This window comes from Micrococcus sp. CH7 (assembly GCF_001595485.1).
In the GTDB taxonomy this organism is placed as follows: domain Bacteria; phylum Actinomycetota; class Actinomycetes; order Actinomycetales; family Micrococcaceae; genus Micrococcus; species Micrococcus luteus.
In genome coordinates this window covers 43852-60801 of sequence record NZ_LOSQ01000015.1, presented here as the reverse complement: position 1 = coordinate 60801, position 16950 = coordinate 43852, and the positions used below count along the sequence as shown (strand labels likewise).

The 16950-nt window shown below is 71.8% G+C and carries 16 protein-coding genes and 2 tRNA genes; 13 read left to right on the top strand and 5 right to left on the bottom strand.

Annotation, left to right across the window (positions count from 1 at the left end; translation table 11 throughout):
- Nucleotides 1-2: 2 nt before the first annotated feature.
- From yidD to rpmH, 3 genes are read right to left on the bottom strand one after another with little or no spacing between them, the layout of a single operon-like run.
- Entirely contained in the window at nucleotides 3-371 is a 369-nt protein-coding gene (gene yidD / locus AUV08_RS05415) for a membrane protein insertion efficiency factor YidD (protein ID WP_002856440.1), read from the bottom strand.
- Nucleotides 372-770, bottom strand: coding sequence for a ribonuclease P protein component (rnpA, locus tag AUV08_RS05410; protein WP_002856442.1), 399 nt, complete (start codon nucleotides 768-770; stop codon nucleotides 372-374).
- Nucleotides 771-798: 28 nt separating this feature from the next.
- Nucleotides 799-936 (bottom strand): 50S ribosomal protein L34, encoded by a 138-nt coding sequence (rpmH, locus tag AUV08_RS05405; protein ID WP_002856443.1) that lies wholly within the window; start codon nucleotides 934-936, stop codon nucleotides 799-801.
- A 342-nt stretch (nucleotides 937-1278) separates the two neighbouring features.
- Here rpmH and dnaA point away from each other — a divergent pair, with 342 nt between their 5' ends.
- The 12 genes from dnaA (at nucleotide 1279) to AUV08_RS05350 (ending at nucleotide 14097) form a co-directional block, all read left to right on the top strand.
- Nucleotides 1279-2826, top strand: coding sequence for a chromosomal replication initiator protein DnaA (dnaA, locus tag AUV08_RS05400; protein WP_044659943.1), 1548 nt, complete (start codon nucleotides 1279-1281; stop codon nucleotides 2824-2826).
- A gap of 756 nt (nucleotides 2827-3582) precedes the next feature.
- Nucleotides 3583-4698, top strand: a complete 1116-nt coding sequence (gene dnaN, locus AUV08_RS05395) for a DNA polymerase III subunit beta (RefSeq protein ID WP_002856446.1) — start codon at nucleotides 3583-3585, stop codon at nucleotides 4696-4698.
- Between the two features lie 21 nt (nucleotides 4699-4719).
- Entirely contained in the window at nucleotides 4720-5934 is a 1215-nt protein-coding gene (recF, locus tag AUV08_RS05390) for a DNA replication/repair protein RecF (RefSeq protein ID WP_061867461.1), read from the top strand.
- Complete coding sequence (locus tag AUV08_RS05385; RefSeq protein ID WP_061867460.1) at nucleotides 5927-6490, top strand: DUF721 domain-containing protein; 564 nt, start codon at nucleotides 5927-5929, stop codon at nucleotides 6488-6490. The genes recF and AUV08_RS05385 overlap by 8 nt, the downstream gene beginning before the upstream one ends.
- 370 nt (nucleotides 6491-6860) lie before the next feature.
- Nucleotides 6861-9011, top strand: a complete 2151-nt coding sequence (gene gyrB, locus AUV08_RS05380; RefSeq protein WP_176726068.1) for a DNA topoisomerase (ATP-hydrolyzing) subunit B — start codon at nucleotides 6861-6863, stop codon at nucleotides 9009-9011.
- A 68-nt stretch (nucleotides 9012-9079) separates the two neighbouring features.
- Entirely contained in the window at nucleotides 9080-11776 is a 2697-nt protein-coding gene (gene gyrA / locus AUV08_RS05375) for a DNA gyrase subunit A (RefSeq protein ID WP_061867459.1), read from the top strand.
- Nucleotides 11773-12273, top strand: a complete 501-nt coding sequence (locus AUV08_RS05370; protein ID WP_010079768.1) for a DUF3566 domain-containing protein — start codon at nucleotides 11773-11775, stop codon at nucleotides 12271-12273. The genes gyrA and AUV08_RS05370 overlap by 4 nt, the downstream gene beginning before the upstream one ends.
- 100 nt (nucleotides 12274-12373) lie before the next feature.
- Nucleotides 12374-12447: transfer RNA gene (locus tag AUV08_RS05365), tRNA-Ile, on the top strand.
- 58 nt (nucleotides 12448-12505) lie between these two features.
- Complete coding sequence (locus AUV08_RS12060) at nucleotides 12506-12667, top strand: hypothetical protein (RefSeq protein WP_010079767.1); 162 nt, start codon at nucleotides 12506-12508, stop codon at nucleotides 12665-12667.
- Between the two features lie 11 nt (nucleotides 12668-12678).
- A tRNA-Ala gene (locus AUV08_RS05360) sits at nucleotides 12679-12751 on the top strand.
- Between the two features lie 252 nt (nucleotides 12752-13003).
- Nucleotides 13004-13792, top strand: a complete 789-nt coding sequence (locus AUV08_RS05355; protein WP_036384431.1) for a queuosine precursor transporter — start codon at nucleotides 13004-13006, stop codon at nucleotides 13790-13792.
- Nucleotides 13793-13869: 77 nt separating this feature from the next.
- Nucleotides 13870-14097, top strand: coding sequence for an amphi-Trp domain-containing protein (locus AUV08_RS05350; protein WP_036384429.1), 228 nt, complete (start codon nucleotides 13870-13872; stop codon nucleotides 14095-14097).
- A 36-nt stretch (nucleotides 14098-14133) separates the two neighbouring features.
- Here AUV08_RS05350 and AUV08_RS05345 read toward each other — a convergent pair whose 3' ends face one another.
- Nucleotides 14134-14781 carry an MBL fold metallo-hydrolase gene (locus tag AUV08_RS05345; RefSeq protein WP_036384426.1) on the bottom strand — a complete coding sequence of 216 codons (648 nt, stop codon included), beginning with the start codon at nucleotides 14779-14781 and terminating at the stop codon, nucleotides 14134-14136.
- Nucleotides 14782-14998: 217 nt separating this feature from the next.
- Nucleotides 14999-16234: a hypothetical protein gene (locus AUV08_RS05340; protein ID WP_036384424.1), complete on the bottom strand. Its 1236-nt coding sequence runs from the start codon at nucleotides 16232-16234 to the stop codon at nucleotides 14999-15001.
- Nucleotides 16235-16419: 185 nt separating this feature from the next.
- Between AUV08_RS05340 and AUV08_RS05335 the strand changes: the two genes are divergently transcribed.
- On the top strand, nucleotides 16420-16950 hold the full coding sequence (locus tag AUV08_RS05335) for a peptidylprolyl isomerase (RefSeq protein WP_010079725.1): 531 nt from the start codon (nucleotides 16420-16422) through the stop codon (nucleotides 16948-16950).

Here is a 16950-nt window from a genome sequence, read left to right as displayed (position 1 = left end):
GGTCAATCCTCCTGCGGGAGATCAGGTGGGATGGGAGGGTGGTTCAGGGCGAGGATGCGCGGCTGCCGGCCCGGCGGCCAGCGTCGGTGCCCGGGCGGGACCGGGTCCACGCCGCCGTCGTTCCAGGGATGGCACCGGCCGATGCGCCGCGCGGCGAGCCACGACCCCTTCACCGCGCCGTGCACGTGCACGGCCTCCAGCCCGTAGGCGGAGCAGCTGGGGAAGAACCGGCACACGGGTCCGTACAGCGGGGAGACCACGGCCCGATAGACCGTGAGCAGGCCCGCCAGCAGGGCGGACGGCAGCGCGCGCAGCGGCCCCCACTCACGGGAGGGCTCGAGCACGACGAAGGGCGAGGGCGTGACGGTCATCTACGCGTGCTCCGAGGCGGCGGGCAGGTGCGGCTTCAGGGCCTTGCCGAGCGCGCCGACGGTCTCGCGGCGCAGCAGCGCGTAGTCCGCCTCGGCGGCGGCCGGCAGCGCGCGGACCTGCACCAGAACCGGCAGGTCGCGCAGCGGGGGCAGGCGCATCTGATCCGCGACGACGGCGCGCAGCCGCCGCTTCACCCGGTTGCGGGTCACCGCGTTCCCCACGGCCTTGGACACGACGAACCCGGCCCGCGGCCGAGGGGCGCTCGGCGACGTGGACCGGGTCTGATCGGGGTCCGTGGCGACGCTCACCACGACGGTGCGCCGACCCGCGCGGGTGCCGGTGCGACCGAGGTGACGGAACTCCGCGGGCGTGCGGACGCGACGGTCACGGGGCAGCACGGGGCGCGCCGTCCCTGGACCGAGGTCCTCAGGCGGACAGCTCGGCGCGGTTCTTGCCGCGGCGAGCGGACAGGATGGCGCGGCCGGCGCGGGTGCGCATGCGGGCACGGAAGCCGTGCTTGCGGGCACGACGGCGGTTGTTGGGCTGGAACGTGCGCTTGGTCACTGTGATCTCTCCACGACGTGTTGTGTGCCTTCGACCGTCGACCTGAGCAGGTGGACCAGGGGGAAGGACCGGTGAGGCTCTGACATGAAATCCCCGGCGGGCACGATCAACCGACACCCGGGGGACCAGACAACTCTAGTGGCCGGGGTACGCAGGGGTCAAACGGGTGCGCGCGGATCCCGGACGCCCGTGGGCGCCCGGGACGGTCGTCCACAGGATGATAGGGGTTGTCCACCGTCTGTGCACAACCCTGTGGACAACCGTTAGACTCCGAGCACCGTCGTCCGTCTCGCGCAGCCGCCCCCGTCCTCGGGGACGTCTGCCCCAGGAAAGGAAGCCTCCGTGGTGGCAGACCAGGCCGTGCTCAGCTCGTGGCGCTCCGTCGTGGGCTCCCTCGAGGACGACGCGCGGGTCAGCGCCCGCCTCATGGGCTTCGTCTACCTGGCCCAGCCGCAGGGCCTCATCGGCAACACGCTCCTGCTGGCCGTGCCGAACGAGACCACCCGCGAGACGCTCCAGGGCACCCAGGTGGCCGACGCCCTCACGGACGCACTGACCAAGGAGTTCCGCGAGGAGATCCTGCTGGCCATCTCGATCGACGCGAACCTGCAGCCGCCGCGGACCCCCTCGTCCGAGGCCCGCCGCTCCTCCCTCGCGGGCGGACCGGCCGCCGCCGCGGTGCCGGACGTCGAGCTGCCCCCGGCTGCGACCGCCGCCACCTCCCGCCGCGCCGTCGCCGAGGAGCTGCCGGGCTTCCGCATCGAGCCGCCGGCCGACGTCGCGCCCGCTGCGACCGCGGCCCCGAGCGGGAACGGCAAGCCGACCCCCGCGCCGCCGTCGACGTCCGCGGAGACCAGCCGCCTCAACGACCGCTACCACTTCGAGACGTTCGTGATCGGCTCGTCCAACCGGTTCGCGCACGCCGCCGCGAACGCGGTGGCCGAGGCGCCGGCGAAGGCGTACAACCCGCTGTTCATCTACGGCGAGTCCGGCCTGGGCAAGACGCACCTGCTGCACGCGATCGGGCACTACGCCCGTCGCCTCTACCCGGGCCTGCGGGTGCGGTACGTGAACTCGGAGGAGTTCACCAACGACTTCATCAACTCCATCCGCCACGACGAGGGCGCCTCGTTCAAGCAGGTCTACCGCAACGTGGACATCCTGCTGATCGACGACATCCAGTTCCTGGCGGACAAGGAGGCGACGGTCGAGGAGTTCTTCCACACCTTCAACACGCTCTACAACAACAACAAGCAGGTGGTCATCACCTCGGACCTGCCGCCCAAGCAGCTCTCCGGGTTCGAGGACCGGCTGCGCTCCCGCTTCGAGTGGGGGCTGATCACGGACATCCAGCCGCCGGACCTCGAGACGCGCATCGCGATCCTCCGGAAGAAGGCGGAGGCCGAGGGGCTCGTGGCCCCGCCGGAGGCGCTGGAGTACATCGCCTCGCGCATCTCCACGAACATCCGCGAGCTCGAGGGCGCGCTGATCCGCGTGACCGCGTTCGCCTCGCTCAACCGGCAGACCGTGGACATCGAGCTGGCCGAGCATGTGCTCAAGGACCTGATCACGGACGAGACGGCGCACGAGATCACGCCGGAGCTGATCCTGCACGCCACGGGGGAGTACTTCAATCTCACCCTCGAGGAGCTGACCAGCAAGTCCCGCACCCGCACGCTGGTGACGGCGCGGCAGATCGCCATGTACCTGCTGCGCGAGCTGACCGAGATGTCGCTGCCCAAGATCGGTCAGGTCCTGGGCGGCCGCGACCACACCACCGTCATCCACGCGGACCGCAAGATCCGCGAGCTGATGGCCGAGCGGCGGACGATCTACAACCAGGTCACCGAGCTCACCAACGAGATCAAGCGGAAACAGCGCGGCGCCTGAGCCACCCACTGCCCCCTCGAGTCCCGGTTCGAACCTTCGACCGGGACTCGAGTCTTCTTCCACATTGTCCACCGGTGTGGACAACTCTGTGGAGAACCCCCGCCACTGTGGACAACCTCCGCGCCTGTGGATGGCGGAATCAGGCCGCTCACGCCGCGTCCACACCCCTGGGGACGACGACGGTGCACAGGCTGGTGAATCACACGGATGTCATTCGGTGGTCCACACGTATCCACAGGTCTCCACAGCCGAAAACCGCATGATCTCGCGGGTTTCGACGGGTGTGGACGTGCCCTGTGGACAGGAATGTGGACAACTGGGGGGGTGGATCCGGGGACGAGTCTGGACAACTCCGGTCGGGCCTGTGCAGAGCGGGGGAGGGCCTCCGGGGCTCGTCCACACCGGATGCACACCCCGAACGAGCGGGCGTCCACACGGTTCCCCCAGCCGAATCCGCATGGTGACGCGGCAGAACGGCGTTCTCCACAGGATCCACACCCGCTACCACTCCTTCTGATCCCCCTGGAGAGATCCCGCCAAGCAACATCATCTCCGCCGCCCCTCACCGAGCTGAGCGCCTCGAGGGCCCGGGCTGCGCCCGTGCCCCCGTGCGCCCGAGATCCTTGGAATTACACCGCTGTCATTCGTCGGCGACCTGACACCCGCCGCGCGGACCGCCTATGCTGAGGCCCGCGTGTCGCCGTTCCCCCCGGGCCCGCAACCCCCGTCATCACCCCCAGAGAGGCAGTGCAGCTCGTGAAGTTCACCGTCGAACGCGACATCCTCACCGACGCCGTCTCCTGGGCCGCACGCTCCCTGTCCCCGCGCCCGCCGGTGCCGGTGCTCTCGGGCCTGCTGATCACGGCCGAGGCCGGCGTCGTGTCCATCGCGAGCTTCGACTACGAGACCTCCGCGCGCCTGGAGATCGAGGCCGACGTCGAGACCGCGGGCCAGGTGCTCGTCTCCGGCCGCCTGCTGAACGACATCGTCCGCTCCCTGCCGCAGGCCCAGGTCACGGTGGAGCTCGACGGCGGCAAGGTGCTCGTCACCTGCCGCTCCTCCCGCTTCGCCCTGGCCACGATGCCCGTGGGCGACTACCCGGCCCTGCCCGAGCTGCCGGCCCCCGCGGGCACCGTGGACGGCGCCGCGTTCGCCCACGCCGTCGCCCAGGTCACCGTCGCCGCCTCCAAGGACGACACCCTGCCGATCCTCACCGCCGTGAAGGTGGAGATCGAGGGCGACACCATGACCTTCCTGGCCACGGACCGCTACCGGCTGGCCATGAAGGAGATCCGCTGGACCCCGGCGGACCCGTCCCTCTCGACGTCGCTGCTCATCAAGGCGCGCACGCTCACCGAGGTCGCCAAGTCCCTCGGCTCCGGCGGCGACCTGGAGATCCTGCTCGGTCAGACCGCCGACCTCGTGGGCTTCGCCTCCGGCGGCCGTCGCACCACCTCCGTGCTCGTGGACGGCGAGTACCCCAAGATCCGCTCGCTCTTCCCCGAGTCCAGCCCCATCCAGGCCGTGGTGGACACCGCCGCCCTGGTCGAGGCGTCCCGCCGCGTGGCCCTCGTGGCCGAGCGCAACACCGCCCTGCGCATGGTGTTCACGGACGGCCAGGTCACCCTGGACGCCGGCACCGGCGACGACGCGAGCGCCAACGAGTCCGTGCCGTGCACGCTCGAGGGCGAGGACATCACCGTGGCGTTCAACCCGTCCTACCTCTCCGAGGGCCTGGCCGTGGTGGACCAGCCGCAGGTGCGCTTCGCCTTCACGTCCGCGCCCAAGCCCGCCCTGCTCACCGGCGTGAACCAGGAGGACGGCGTCGTCTCCGACTACCGCTACCTCGTGATGCCGGTGCGCATCGCCTGACGCAGGGGGCCGGACGCTCCCGTGTACCTGTCCCACCTCACCGTCGCGGACTTCCGGTCCTACCGCTGGGCCGATCTGGAGCTGACGCCGGGGTCCACGGTGCTGCTCGGGGCCAACGGGGTGGGCAAGACCAATCTCGTGGAGGCGATCGGCTACCTCGGCGCCCAGCAGTCCCACCGGGTCAGCTCGGACGCGCAGCTCGTGCGCTTCGGCCGGGACCGGGCCCGGATCGCCGGGCGCGTGCACCGCGGGTCGCGCGCCGTCGCCCTCGAGCTGGAGATCCTGCCGGGCCGGTCCAACCGGGTGGCCATCAACCGCGGCGCCCCCGTGCGGGCGAAGGAGGGCCTCGGGATCCTGCGCACCGTGGTCTTCGCCCCGGAGGACCTGAGCCTCGTGACGGGGGAGCCCGGTGGCCGTCGTCGTCTCCTCGACCAGCTCATGGTGCAGCTGCGTCCGGCCCTCGGTGAGGCCGCCGCCGACTACGAACGCGTGCTGCGCCAGCGCAACGCCCTGCTCAAGGCGGGCCGCAGCTCTCGCCGCTGGGGCCCCGAGGAGGACGCGACCCTCGCCGTCTGGGACGAGCACCTCTGCGCCGCTGGCGCCCGCCTGCTCCACGGCCGCCTGCACGTGCTGCGCCTGCTGGCCCGCCCCCTCCAGGAGATGTACGCCGCGCTGACCAACGGCTCCAAGGCGGCGGCCTACGCCTACGAGTCCACCGTCCCGCTGGCCCGTGGCACCCACGCGGAGGTCCCGGCCGTGGCGGACCTGGCCGCGGACATGCACCGGACGCTCGAGGCCCAACGGGAGGAGGAGCGGGCGCGGGCGCTCACCCTGGTGGGCCCGCACCGGGACGAGCTCGCCCTCTTCCTGGGTCCGGCGCCCGCGCGCGGCTACGCCTCCCACGGGGAGACGTGGTCGCTGGCGCTCGCCCTGCGCATGGCGGCCTACGACGTGCTCGTGGCGGACGACCCGGACCCCGACGCCCGCCCCGTCCTGATCCTGGACGACGTGTTCGCGGAGCTCGACGCCGCCCGTCGCCGCCGCCTCGCCGCGCTCGTGCACCGGGCCGAGCAGGTGATCGTCACGGCCGCCGCGCTCGAGGACGTCCCCGAGGAGCTCACGGCCCACCGCGTGCTCATCCGCCAGGACGCGGAGGGCTCCGAGGCCGTGGCCGCCGCGGCCCCCGTGGAGGGGGACATCCGCGAGCCCCGGCGCGAGGGCGGCGCCGATGGCTGAGACCCCCGCCCCGTTCGAGCCGGACCGGCCGGACCTGGCGCTCGTGCAGCTGCGCCGGGTCCGCGAGGCCGCCCGGGAGCGGGGCGAGGCGCCGCTGCGGGCGCGGGGGACGGGCGCGGGCCTGGCCGGGGCCATGGCGGGCACGACGTCGGCCGGCCGGGAGCGGCAGGACCGTCGGCTCCCGTTCGGGGGTGCGGACCGGGACCCGGCCACGGTGTCCACCGTGTTCGGCCGGCTCATCCGCGACCGTGGCTGGTCCACCCCCGTGGCGGTCGGCTCCGTGCTCACCCGCTGGGCCGAGCTGGTGGGGCCGGAGATCGCGCTGCACTGCCGCCCGGAGAGCTTCGAGGACTCCGTGGTGCGGGTCCGGACGAGCTCCACCGCGTGGGCCACGCAGCTGCGCCTGATGAGCCCCGTGCTCCTGCAACGCTTCGACGAGGCGCTCGGGCCCGGCGTCGTGACCCGCATCGAGGTGGCGGGGCCGCAGGCCCCGAGCTGGCGCAAGGGGCCGCGCACCGTGCGCGGCGGCCGCGGGCCGCGCGACACCTACGGCTGAGTCCGGGGCGGCCCCCCGCGGCGCACGACGGCGTCCCGGACGCGGCGAGGCCATGGGCGCCGCTCTGGCGCGCTCACAGGGTCGGGGACGGCCCGGGAGGCATGGGCGGTCTCCTGCGCACGTCCTGAGCCGTGTCCCTGGCCGCTGAGCGGGTGTTCTCCCGTGGCGGACCCCCGTCGATGCGGGCCCTCGGGGTGTCAGGCGGTACACTGGGACCAGTGAAAGGGGGCCGGTTGTCGTCCGTCCCCCACCCCCGTGGATCTGCGGGAGCGTGTCGCGTGCCGGTTATGTCCGGGCGGCGTCGCGCGCCTGCGCGCGGGTCGACCCAGCCGCCGACGTCCGAGGAAGTGAGCCACCCGTGGTTGACGCCATGCCCGAGAACCCCGCGGAGGAGCCGACCGCCGCGTCGGCCGCGCCGAACCCGGAGGCCGTGCCGGACGCCGTCGGGCAGCCCGAGGCCCCGGTGAAGGACCGGAAGGTGCCCGGTGAGTACGGCGCCAGCGCCATCACCGTGCTCGAGGGCCTCGAGGCCGTCCGCAAGCGCCCCGGCATGTACATCGGCTCCACCGGGCCGCGGGGCCTGCATCACCTCGTGTACGAGGTCGTGGACAACTCCGTGGACGAGGCGCTGGCCGGCTACGCCACCGGCATCGACGTCACGCTGCAGGCCGACGGCGGCGTGCGCGTGGCGGACGACGGCCGCGGCATCCCCGTGGACCTGCACCCCACCGAGGGGAGGCCGACCGTCGAGGTCGTCATGACGATCCTGCACGCCGGCGGCAAGTTCGGCGGCGGCGGCTACGCCGTCTCGGGCGGCCTGCACGGCGTGGGCATCTCCGTGGTCAACGCGCTCTCCCGCCGCGTGGACACCGAGGTCCGCCGTCAGGGGCACGTGTGGCGCATGTCCTTCGCGGACGGCGGCGTGCCCCAGGGCGAGCTGGTGAAGGGGGAGGCCACGGACGCCACGGGCACCGTGCAGACGTTCTACCCGGACCCGGAGATCTTCGACTCGATCGAGTTCGACTACGAGACCCTGCGTGCCCGCTTCCAGCAGATGGCCTTCCTCAACAGGGGCCTGCGCATCACCCTCACGGACGAGCGCGTCCAGGAGTCCAACGAGGTCGTCGACGACGAGATCGCGGGCGAGGGCGCCGCCGGTGAGGACGTCGCGGAGAACGGCCTGGCGGAGGAGGCGGAGCAGGAGCCCCAGCGCCGCTCCGTCACCTACCTGTACGAGAACGGCCTGCTCGACTACGTCCAGCACCTCAATTCCGCCAAGAAGGTCGAGTACGTCCACGACGACGTCATCGCCTTCGAGGCCGAGGACGTCTCGGACGGCCGCTCCATGGCCGTCGAGGTGGCCATGCAGTGGACCTCCGCCTACTCGGAGTCCGTGCACACCTACGCGAACACGATCAACACCCACGAGGGCGGCACCCACGAGGAGGGCTTCCGCGCCGCGCTGACCTCCCTGGTCAACCGCTACGCGCGGGAGAAGGAGATCCTCAAGCCCAAGGAGGACAACCTCACGGGCGAGGACATCCGCGAGGGCCTGACCGCCGTGATCTCCGTGAAGCTCTCCGAGCCGCAGTTCGAGGGCCAGACCAAGACCAAGCTCGGCAACTCCGAGGCCCGCGGGTTCGTGTCCAAGGCGGTCACGGACCACCTCGGCGACTGGTTCGAGCGCAATCCGGGCCCGGCCAAGGAGATCATCCGCAAGGCCATCATGGCCTCGCACGCCCGCCTGGCCGCCCGCAAGGCCCGGGACAACGCGCGCCGCAAGTCCCCGCTGGAGTCCTTCGGCATGCCCGGCAAGCTGGCCGACTGCTCCTCGAAGGACCCCGAGCGCTGCGAGGTGTACATCGTGGAGGGCGACTCCGCCGGCGGCTCGGCCAAGCAGGGCCGCAACCCGGAGACGCAGGCCATCCTGCCGCTGCGCGGCAAGATCCTGAACGTGGAGCGCGCCCGCCTGGACAAGGCCCTCGGCAACGCCGAGATCCAGTCGATGATCACGGCGTTCGGCACCAACATCGGCGAGGAGTTCGACATCTCCAAGCTGCGGTACCACAAGATCGTGCTCATGGCGGACGCGGACGTGGACGGCCAGCACATCACCACGCTGCTGCTGACCGTGCTGTTCCGGTACATGCGCCCACTCATCGAGGCCGGCCACGTGTTCCTCGCGCAGCCGCCGCTGTACCGCATCAAGTGGTCCAACGCCCCGCACGACTACGTGTTCTCGGACGAGGAGCGCGACGCCGCCGTCGAGGCCGGCCTGGCCAAGGGCTGGCGCTACCCCAAGGACAACGGCGTGCAGCGCTACAAGGGCCTGGGCGAGATGAACTACCAGGAGCTCTGGGACACCACCATGGATCCGGAGCACCGCACCCTGCTGCAGGTGACCATGGAGGACGCCGCCGCCGCGGACGCCGTCTTCTCCATGCTCATGGGCGAGGACGTGGAGTCCCGCCGCACCTTCATCCAGCAGAACGCCAAGGACATCCGCTTCCTGGACGTCTGAGCCGGACCCGCAGACCTGCCTGAGCCGACCACCCTCCCCGCCGTCGCGGGGAGCACGAGAGGACCCGCGTGAGCGACGAGACCACCCCCCAGACCCCGGACGAGCCCGTCGAGGGCGCCCCGACCCCGCAGACCCCCCAGACCGGCCTGGACATCGAGGTCGAGCACTACGTGCTCCCCGAGGGCGCCGCCGACAAGGTCGAGCCCGTCGACCTCGAGTCGGAGATGAAGCGCTCGTACCTGGACTACGCGATGGCCGTGATCGTCGGCCGCGCGCTGCCGGACGTGCGCGACGGCCTCAAGCCCGTGCACCGTCGCGTGCTCTACGCGATGTACGACGGCGGCTACCGCCCGGACCGTGCGTTCAACAAGTCCGCCCGCGTGGTGGGCGACGTGATGGGCAACTACCACCCGCACGGCGACACCGCGATCTACGACGCCCTCGTGCGCCTCATCCAGGACTGGGTCCAGCGCTACCCGCTGGCGCTCGGCCAGGGCAACTTCGGCTCCCCGGGCAACGACGGCGCGGCCGCCCAGCGCTACACCGAGACCAAGATGGCCCCGCTGGCCATGGAGATGGTCCGGGACATCGACGAGGACACCGTCGACATGCAGGACAACTACGACGGCAAGCAGCAGGAGCCCGTCGTCCTGCCCGCCCGGTATCCGAACCTGCTGGTCAACGGCTCCTCGGGCATCGCCGTCGGCATGGCCACGAACATCCCGCCGCACAACATGCGCGAGGTGGCCGCGGGCGTGCAGTGGTACCTCGAGCACCCCGAGGCCACCCGCGAGGAGCTGCTCGAGGCGCTCCTGGCCCGCGTGCACGGCCCCGACTTCCCCACGGGCGCCCAGATCCTGGGCCGCAAGGGCATCGAGGAGGTCTACCGGACCGGCCGCGGCCCCATCACCATGCGCGCCGTGGTCAACGTGGAGGAGATCCAGGGCCGCACGTGCCTCGTGGTCACCGAGCTGCCCTACATGACCAACCCGGACAACCTCGCCGCGAAGATCGCGGAGATGGTGCGGGACGGCAAGATCAACGGCATCGCGGACATGCGCGACGAGACCTCCGGCCGCACCGGCCAGCGCCTGGTGATCGTGCTCAAGCGCGACGCCGTCGCCAAGGTGGTGCTGAACAACCTCTACAAGCACACCGAGCTGCAGTCGAACTTCTCGGCCAACATGCTCGCGCTCGTGGACGGCGTGCCGCGCACCCTGTCCCTGGACGGCTTCGTGCACCACTGGGTGAAGCACCAGATCGACGTGATCGTGCGCCGCACCGCGTTCCGCAAGCGCAAGGCCGAGGAGCGCGCGCACATCCTGCGCGGCCTGCTCAAGGCCCTGGACATGCTGGACGAGGTCATCGCGACCATCCGCCGCTCGGCCTCGGCGGACGTGGCCCGCGAGGCCCTCAAGGAGCTCCTGGACATCGACGACGTCCAGGCCCAGGCCATCCTGCAGATGCAGCTGCGCCAGCTCGCTGCCCTGGAGTCCCGGAAGATCCAGGACGAGTACGACGACCTCATGGCGAAGATCGCCGAGTACAACCGGATCCTGGAGTCCCCGCAGCGTCAGCGCGAGGTCATCTCCGAGGAGCTCGCCGAGATCGTGGCCAAGCACGGCGACGACCGCCGCACCGAGATCATGGCCGGCTTCGACGGGGACATGTCCATCGAGGACCTGATCCCCGAGGAGGAGATGGTCGTCTCCATCACCCGCGGCGGCTATGTCAAGCGCACCCGGATCGACCAGTACCGGTCCCAGGCGCGCGGCGGCAAGGGCGTGCGCGGGGCGACGCTGCGCGGCGACGACGTCGTCGAGCACTTCCTGACCGTGTCCACGCACCACTGGCTGCTGTTCTTCACGAACTTCGGCCGCGTGTACCGCATCAAGACGTACGAGCTGCTCGAGGCCGGCCGCGACGCGAAGGGCCAGCACGTGGCCAACCTGCTCGCGTTCCAGCCGGACGAGCGGATCGCCCAGATCCAGCCGCTCGTGGACTACGGCCGGGCCCCGTACCTCGTGCTCGCCACGCGCGGCGGCCTCGTGAAGAAGACGCCGCTGCTGGACTACGACACGAACCGCACCGCCGGCCTGATCGCCATCAAGCTGCGTGAGGGGGACGAGCTGGTCTCGGCCCGCGTGGTCTCGCCCGACGACGACCTCATCCTGATCTCGCACAAGGGCCAGTCCCTGCGGTTCACCGCCACGGACGAGGCGCTGCGTCCCATGGGCCGTGCGACCTCGGGCGTGACTGGCATGAAGTTCCGCGACGACGACTCCCTGCTGACGATGGACGTGGTGGAGGAGGACGGCTACGTCTTCACCGTCACGGACGGCGGCTTCGCCAAGCGCACCCACGTGGACGAGTACCGCCTGCAGAACCGCGGCGGCCTCGGCATCAAGGTCGCCAAGCTCGTGGACGACCGCGGCGAGCTCGCCGGCGGTCTCGTGGTGCGCGAGGACCAGGAGGTCCTCGTGGTGATGGCCTCGGGCAAGGTGGTGCGCTCCGCCGTCGCCGGCGTGCCGGCCAAGGGCCGCGACACGATGGGCGTGATCTTCGCCAAGCCGGACAAGCGGGACCGGATCGTCGCCGTCACCCTGAACAACGAGCAGGAGATGGAGGCCAAGGCGGACGCCGAGGCCGAAGCGGGGCCGGATGTACCCTTGGACGCAGACATCGACCCGACCGACCCCGTAGCCGCACCGGAGGACGCCCTGACGCAGGACGCCGGTGAGGGTGCAGACGGAGGAGAGCAGTGAGCACGTCCGCGTCGTCGCGTCCCGGCCAGGGACGGAGCACCGGGAAGGCCGCCGAGCCGCGGTCCGGTCGTCCGGTGCGCAAGGCCAGCGGGTCCTCGCAGGAGGACCTGGTCCGCGCCGTCCCGAAGGCCAAGGTGCGCCGCGCCCGCCTGGTCCTGACCCGGGTGGACCCGTGGTCCGTGCTGAAGCTGGCGTTCCTGCTCTCGGTGGCGCTGGGCATCCTCACGGTGGTGGCGGCGGTGGCGCTGTACTCGCTGTCCGACGTCCTCGGGATCTTCGACAGGGTCAACGACGTGATCGGCACCGTGCTCGGCTCCGAGGCCGGGCGCTACACCGTGGCGTCCCTGGCCCCGCTGAGCACCGTGACCTCGCTGGCCACCGTGCTGGCCGTGGTCAACGTCATCCTGCTGACCGCCCTGGCCACCGTGGCCGCGCTGCTCTACAACCTCTGCGCGAGCCTCGTGGGCGGCCTCGGCGTCACGTTGACGGACGACTGAGCAGACCCTCGACGACGCCCCGCGCGGATTTGCGCGGGGCGTCGGCGCTCCTGTACAGTCATCTCCTGTTGTGAACGGCGTCAGCCGTGAGCGACGGTGAGGGCGTATAGCTCAGGCGGTTAGAGCGCTTCGCTGATAACGAAGAGGTCCCAAGTTCAAGTCTTGGTACGCCCACTCCCACCACACAGAGCCCCGGTCCGCTGGGGCTCCGTTCGTCTCCGGAGGTCTTCCCATGGGTCGACTGGCACGCGTGGCCCTCGTGGTCGGCGCCGCGGCAGCCGCCTACGGGGCGCGTCTCTGGCGGGAGAACAGTGCGGGGAAGGACGTCTGGGCCACGGCCACGGACGACCTGCCGGAGGACGCCGACGGCGTCGAGCCGGCACCGGAGGACTAACCGGTCCTCACGGGGGCATGGCGCAATTGGTAGCGCACCTGCTTTGCAAGCAGGGGGTTAGGGGTTCGAGTCCCCTTGCCTCCACCGAAGAAGGGCCCGGGAGTCGTGAGATTCCCGGGCCCTTTCGTATGCCCAGGGTGGCCGCCGGCGCCGGCACCGTGGGCAGAAACCGGCGACCCGGGGGCTCCTGGGGCACAAACCGCAGGACTTCGGGCCCCGTGGGCAGAAGAGAGGGCGTTTCTGCCCACGGAGGGACGGGGATGGCCTGCCCCGAACCCCCGCCGCCGGACCCGCCCACCGCTCCCGTCGCCGTCGTGCGTGGTGTTGGATGGTCCGGTGAACACCACCATCGACACCCCGTCCCCCGACCGACCCGCCCCTGGGCAGGGCACTCCGGCCTACGCCCGGGTGCCCGCGAGCTACTACGACATCTTCGTGGGCGTCTTCATCGCCCTCCTCATCCTCTCCGGCGTCACCGCGGCCAAGCTCTTCTACGGCCCCACCGTCCCGATCGTCTCCGACCTCTTCTACGACGGCGGCCCCCTCATCTTCGACGGCGGCGCCTTCCTGTTCCCGTTCGCGTACATCGTCGGCGACATCCTCGCCGAGGTGTACGGCTGGCGCCGGGCCCGCCGGGCCATCGTCCTGGGCTTCACGATGCTCGTGCTCGCCGCCCTCACCTACACGGTGGTCTCCTGGACCACGCCCGTCGAGGGCTTCGAGGTCTGGGACCAGGCCCTCGCGCCCATGCTGCGGATCACCGTGGCCGGCTTCGTCGCGTTCCTCGTGGGCTCCCTGCTCAACGCGTCCATCGTGGTCCGCCTCAAGGAGCGCATGAAGGAACGGCACGTGGCCTTCCGGCTCATCCTCTCCACCGTGGTCGGCCAGTTCTTCGACACCCTGATCTTCTGCACCATCGCCTACGCCGGCACCATCTCGCTGCTGGAACTGGCGAACTACACGGTGACCGGCTTCGGCTACAAGACGCTCGTGGAGATCCTCATCGTGCCGGTGACCCTGCTCGTCATCCGCGCCCTCAAGCGCCGGGAGCCCACCTACCGGGCACCCGGCTTCGAGATCCACCGCGACGAGAACCCCGCCGTCGCCCCGGCCGCGTCCCGCTGACCCGCACGGGCCCCGGCGTCGGCCGCGCCGGGGCCCGTCCGTCGCGCGCACCCCGCCCACCGACTACCGTCGGTGCCATGGGCAAGGACCTCTTCGAGCACGAGCAGCAGCAGACCCTCAGCCGCGAGCAGGCCGCCGCACGCCTGCGCGACCTCGCCGACCAGCTCTCCCGGCAGAACGAGGTGCGGATCGAGCACGGCGACCGCGACGTGGTCGTCACCGTCCCGGACCGCGTGGGCCTCGAGGTGGAGCTCGAGGTCGAGGATGGCGGCGGCGCCGAACTGGAGATCACCCTCAGCTGGTGACCGGCCCCGGGTCGGCCGCCGTCGCCTCCCCGTGCCTCAGAACGTCCAGGGCTCCCCGGGGGCCAGACGCCGGTAGTCGGTCACGCCCTCGGCGAGCCCCGAGAGCACCCCGTCCACCACGCCCTTGCCGTCCTCGCTGAGGATGCCGTCGTGGATGGGGCGGGTGTGCGTCGCCGCGATGGCCCGCATCTGGTCCACCACGTCCGCGATGCGCAGCCACGGCGCCGCGACGGGCAGCAGGAGCACCTCGACGTCGGCGTCCGGCACCGTGAACGAATCGCCGGGGTGCAGCACGGCCCCGTCCACGAGGTAGGACACGTTCACCGGGCGCGGCACCTCGGCGTGGATCACCGCGTGCTCCCCGCCGAGCACCTCCACCCGGAAGCCGGCGGCCTCGAACGTCTCCCCGGGCACGGCCGTATGCACGCGCCCGGCGTCGAGCCCCGCCTCCGCCAGCGGCCCCGTGAGGTCCCGTGGCGCCCACACGTGCGCCTCCGTGCCGGCCACGGCCCTGGCCAGCTGCTCGGGGACCACGTGGTCCGGGTGGCCGTGTGTCACGAGGACGGCATCCGCGCCGTCCAGGACCGCCGCGTCGCTGAACGCGCCGGGGTCGAACGCGAGGCGTCGGCCGGCCTTCTCGAGGCGGACGGCCGAGTGGCCGAAGAGGGTCAGGGTCGTGCTCATGCGGATCACTCCTCCGCCCGGCGTCGGGATCCCGGGCGCTTCCAGCCTCCCGCGTGCTCCCGGCGGCGGACAAGGCCCGCGCCCCGTTCGATGGCCGCCCACCGGGCCCCGCCCCGACCGGCGTCCGGACGCGCGACGGCCCGCGCCCCTCGGTCCTGCCGAGGATGCGCGGGCCGGGCGTCGTCCGCTGCGCGCTCAGGGCACGGGGGGGAGCGGGTCAGCGCTGCTGCCCGGGCTGGACGCCCAGCACCTTCGCGTTGGCGGCGGCCACCGGGTCCGGGGTGGCGGTGTCCACCCGCACGCCCTGGCCCGCCGCGGCCGAGCCGGCCTCGGCCACGACCTTCTGCTGCTGGGCGTAGGGGTTGTTCGCCTCCACCACCGGGATGTTCGCGGTGATCGGGCCCGGCACCGGGGCGGTCCACGGATCCTGCACCGGCTTGGTCAGGCGCCACAGGGCGAAGCCGGCGCCGGCGGCGGCGGCCGCCATGCCCGCGACGATCCAGGAGCGGCCGCCCGAGCGGGAGGCCCGGCGACCGGCGGCACGGTTCAGGTCCTTCTCGGCCGCGCCGGCGTACTGCTCGGCACCCTTGCGCAGGCGCTTCACGATCGCCTTGTCCCCGGTGAGCTTGATCAGGGCCTGCTCCAGGGCGTCCGGGACCTCGACGTCGTGGGCGGTCTTGCGGGCGTGCGCGGCGCCGTCGGCCAGGCGGGCGGCGGCCACGGGGAGGACCTCCTCCTTGCGGCGCTGGGCGTAGTCGCCGGCGTCGGCCAGGCGGGCCTGCACCTGCGGGGCTACCTTCCCGCCCTGCTCCTGCAGCGCGGACAGACCCGTGGCGAGGAGACCGGCGAGGGTCAGGCCGCCCGCCGCGGCGGCGTCCTTGGCCTGACCGGCACGGTCGCTGAACAGGGCGGCGGACCGCTGCGCGTCCTTACGGGCGCCCTTGGCGGCCTTCTTCGCGTCCTTGCGCAGGCCCTTGGCGGCCTGGCGGCCGTCCCGGCGCAGCTGCGTGGCCTTGCGGCCCCCACGACGGCGGCCCTTCTTCGCGGCCTTCTCAGCGTCCTTGCGCGCCGCGGCGAACTGCTGCTGCACCTCGTGGCCGGCGTCCTGCGCCTGGGCCTGCAGGTGCTCGAGGAAGTCCTGGACGGTGTCCACGCCCTTGGCGACGGCGGGGGCCAGCAGCCCGTACTGGTGCGCGACGGCCTCGCCGGCCTTCCGCGCCCCGCGCTCGACCACGGGGCCGTACTCCTTCTTGGCGTCCTGGGCCTTGCGGCGGCCCTCCTCGGCCGCGGCGGAGCCGCCGATCAGCCCGTAGGCCGCGGCCACCTCGCTCCAGGCGCGGGTGGACTCCACCTTCGGGGCGGCCCAGTGGCGCAGGTTCTCCGCCTGGCGTGCGACGAACGCGTTCGCGTCGCCGTCGTGCTGGATCTCGTCGTGCAGGGTCTTGCGAGCCATGTGATGCCTCCCGTGAGTTCTGGATGGTCGTTGAACGCGGTGGTCCTCGAGGCCCAGCCTAGTGGCCGACCCCCGCCGTGGCACGGGTCCCGGCACGCCGGGAGTGCGTACGCCGATCGCGGAAGACCCGCCCCCGGACGGCGGGATCCGGACGGCCCGCCGCCGCGGATGGAACAATGGGGCGCATGGCGAACAAGACGCACACCGCGACCATCCACACGAACCACGGCGACATCGTCGTCGAGCTGTTCGGCAACCACGCCCCGAAGACCGTGAAGAACTTCGTGGGTCTCGCCACCGGCGAGCAGGAGTGGACCCACCCGCAGACCGGTGAGAAGAACAACGGCGCCCCGCTGTACTCCGGCACCGTGTTCCACCGCATCATCAAGGACTTCATGATCCAGGGCGGCGACCCGCTCGGCATGGGCATCGGCGGCCCCGGCTACCAGTTCGGCGACGAGATCCACCCCGAGCTGCAGTTCGACCGTCCCTACCTGCTGGCCATGGCCAACGCCGGCCCCGGCACCAACGGCTCGCAGTTCTTCATCACCTCCGTGCCCACCGGCTGGCTCAACGGCAAGCACACCATCTTCGGCGAGGTGAAGGACGAGGCCTCCCAGAAGGTCGTGGACGAGCTCAACGCCGTCGCCACCGATCCCCGTGACCGCCCGCTCGAGGACGTCGTCATCGAGTCCATCGACATCGACGAGGCCTGA

Excerpts from the sequence above, each read along its gene's own strand:
- AUV08_RS05350 (WP_036384429.1), top strand. The coding sequence starts at position 13,870 with ATGGGCAAGGACCTCTTCGAGCACGAGCAGCAGCAGACCCTCAGCCGC.
- AUV08_RS05345 (WP_036384426.1), bottom strand. The coding sequence starts at position 14,781 with ATGAGCACGACCCTGACCCTCTTCGGCCACTCGGCCGTCCGCCTCGAG.
- AUV08_RS05335 (WP_010079725.1), top strand. The coding sequence starts at position 16,420 with ATGGCGAACAAGACGCACACCGCGACCATCCACACGAACCACGGCGAC.
- gyrB (WP_176726068.1), top strand. The coding sequence starts at position 6,861 with ATGCCCGAGAACCCCGCGGAGGAGCCGACCGCCGCGTCGGCCGCGCCG.
- AUV08_RS05340 (WP_036384424.1), bottom strand. The coding sequence starts at position 16,234 with ATGGCTCGCAAGACCCTGCACGACGAGATCCAGCACGACGGCGACGCG.
- AUV08_RS05385 (WP_061867460.1), top strand. The coding sequence starts at position 5,927 with ATGGCTGAGACCCCCGCCCCGTTCGAGCCGGACCGGCCGGACCTGGCG.
- yidD (WP_002856440.1), bottom strand. The coding sequence starts at position 371 with ATGACCGTCACGCCCTCGCCCTTCGTCGTGCTCGAGCCCTCCCGTGAG.
- AUV08_RS12060 (WP_010079767.1), top strand. The coding sequence starts at position 12,506 with ATGGGTCGACTGGCACGCGTGGCCCTCGTGGTCGGCGCCGCGGCAGCC.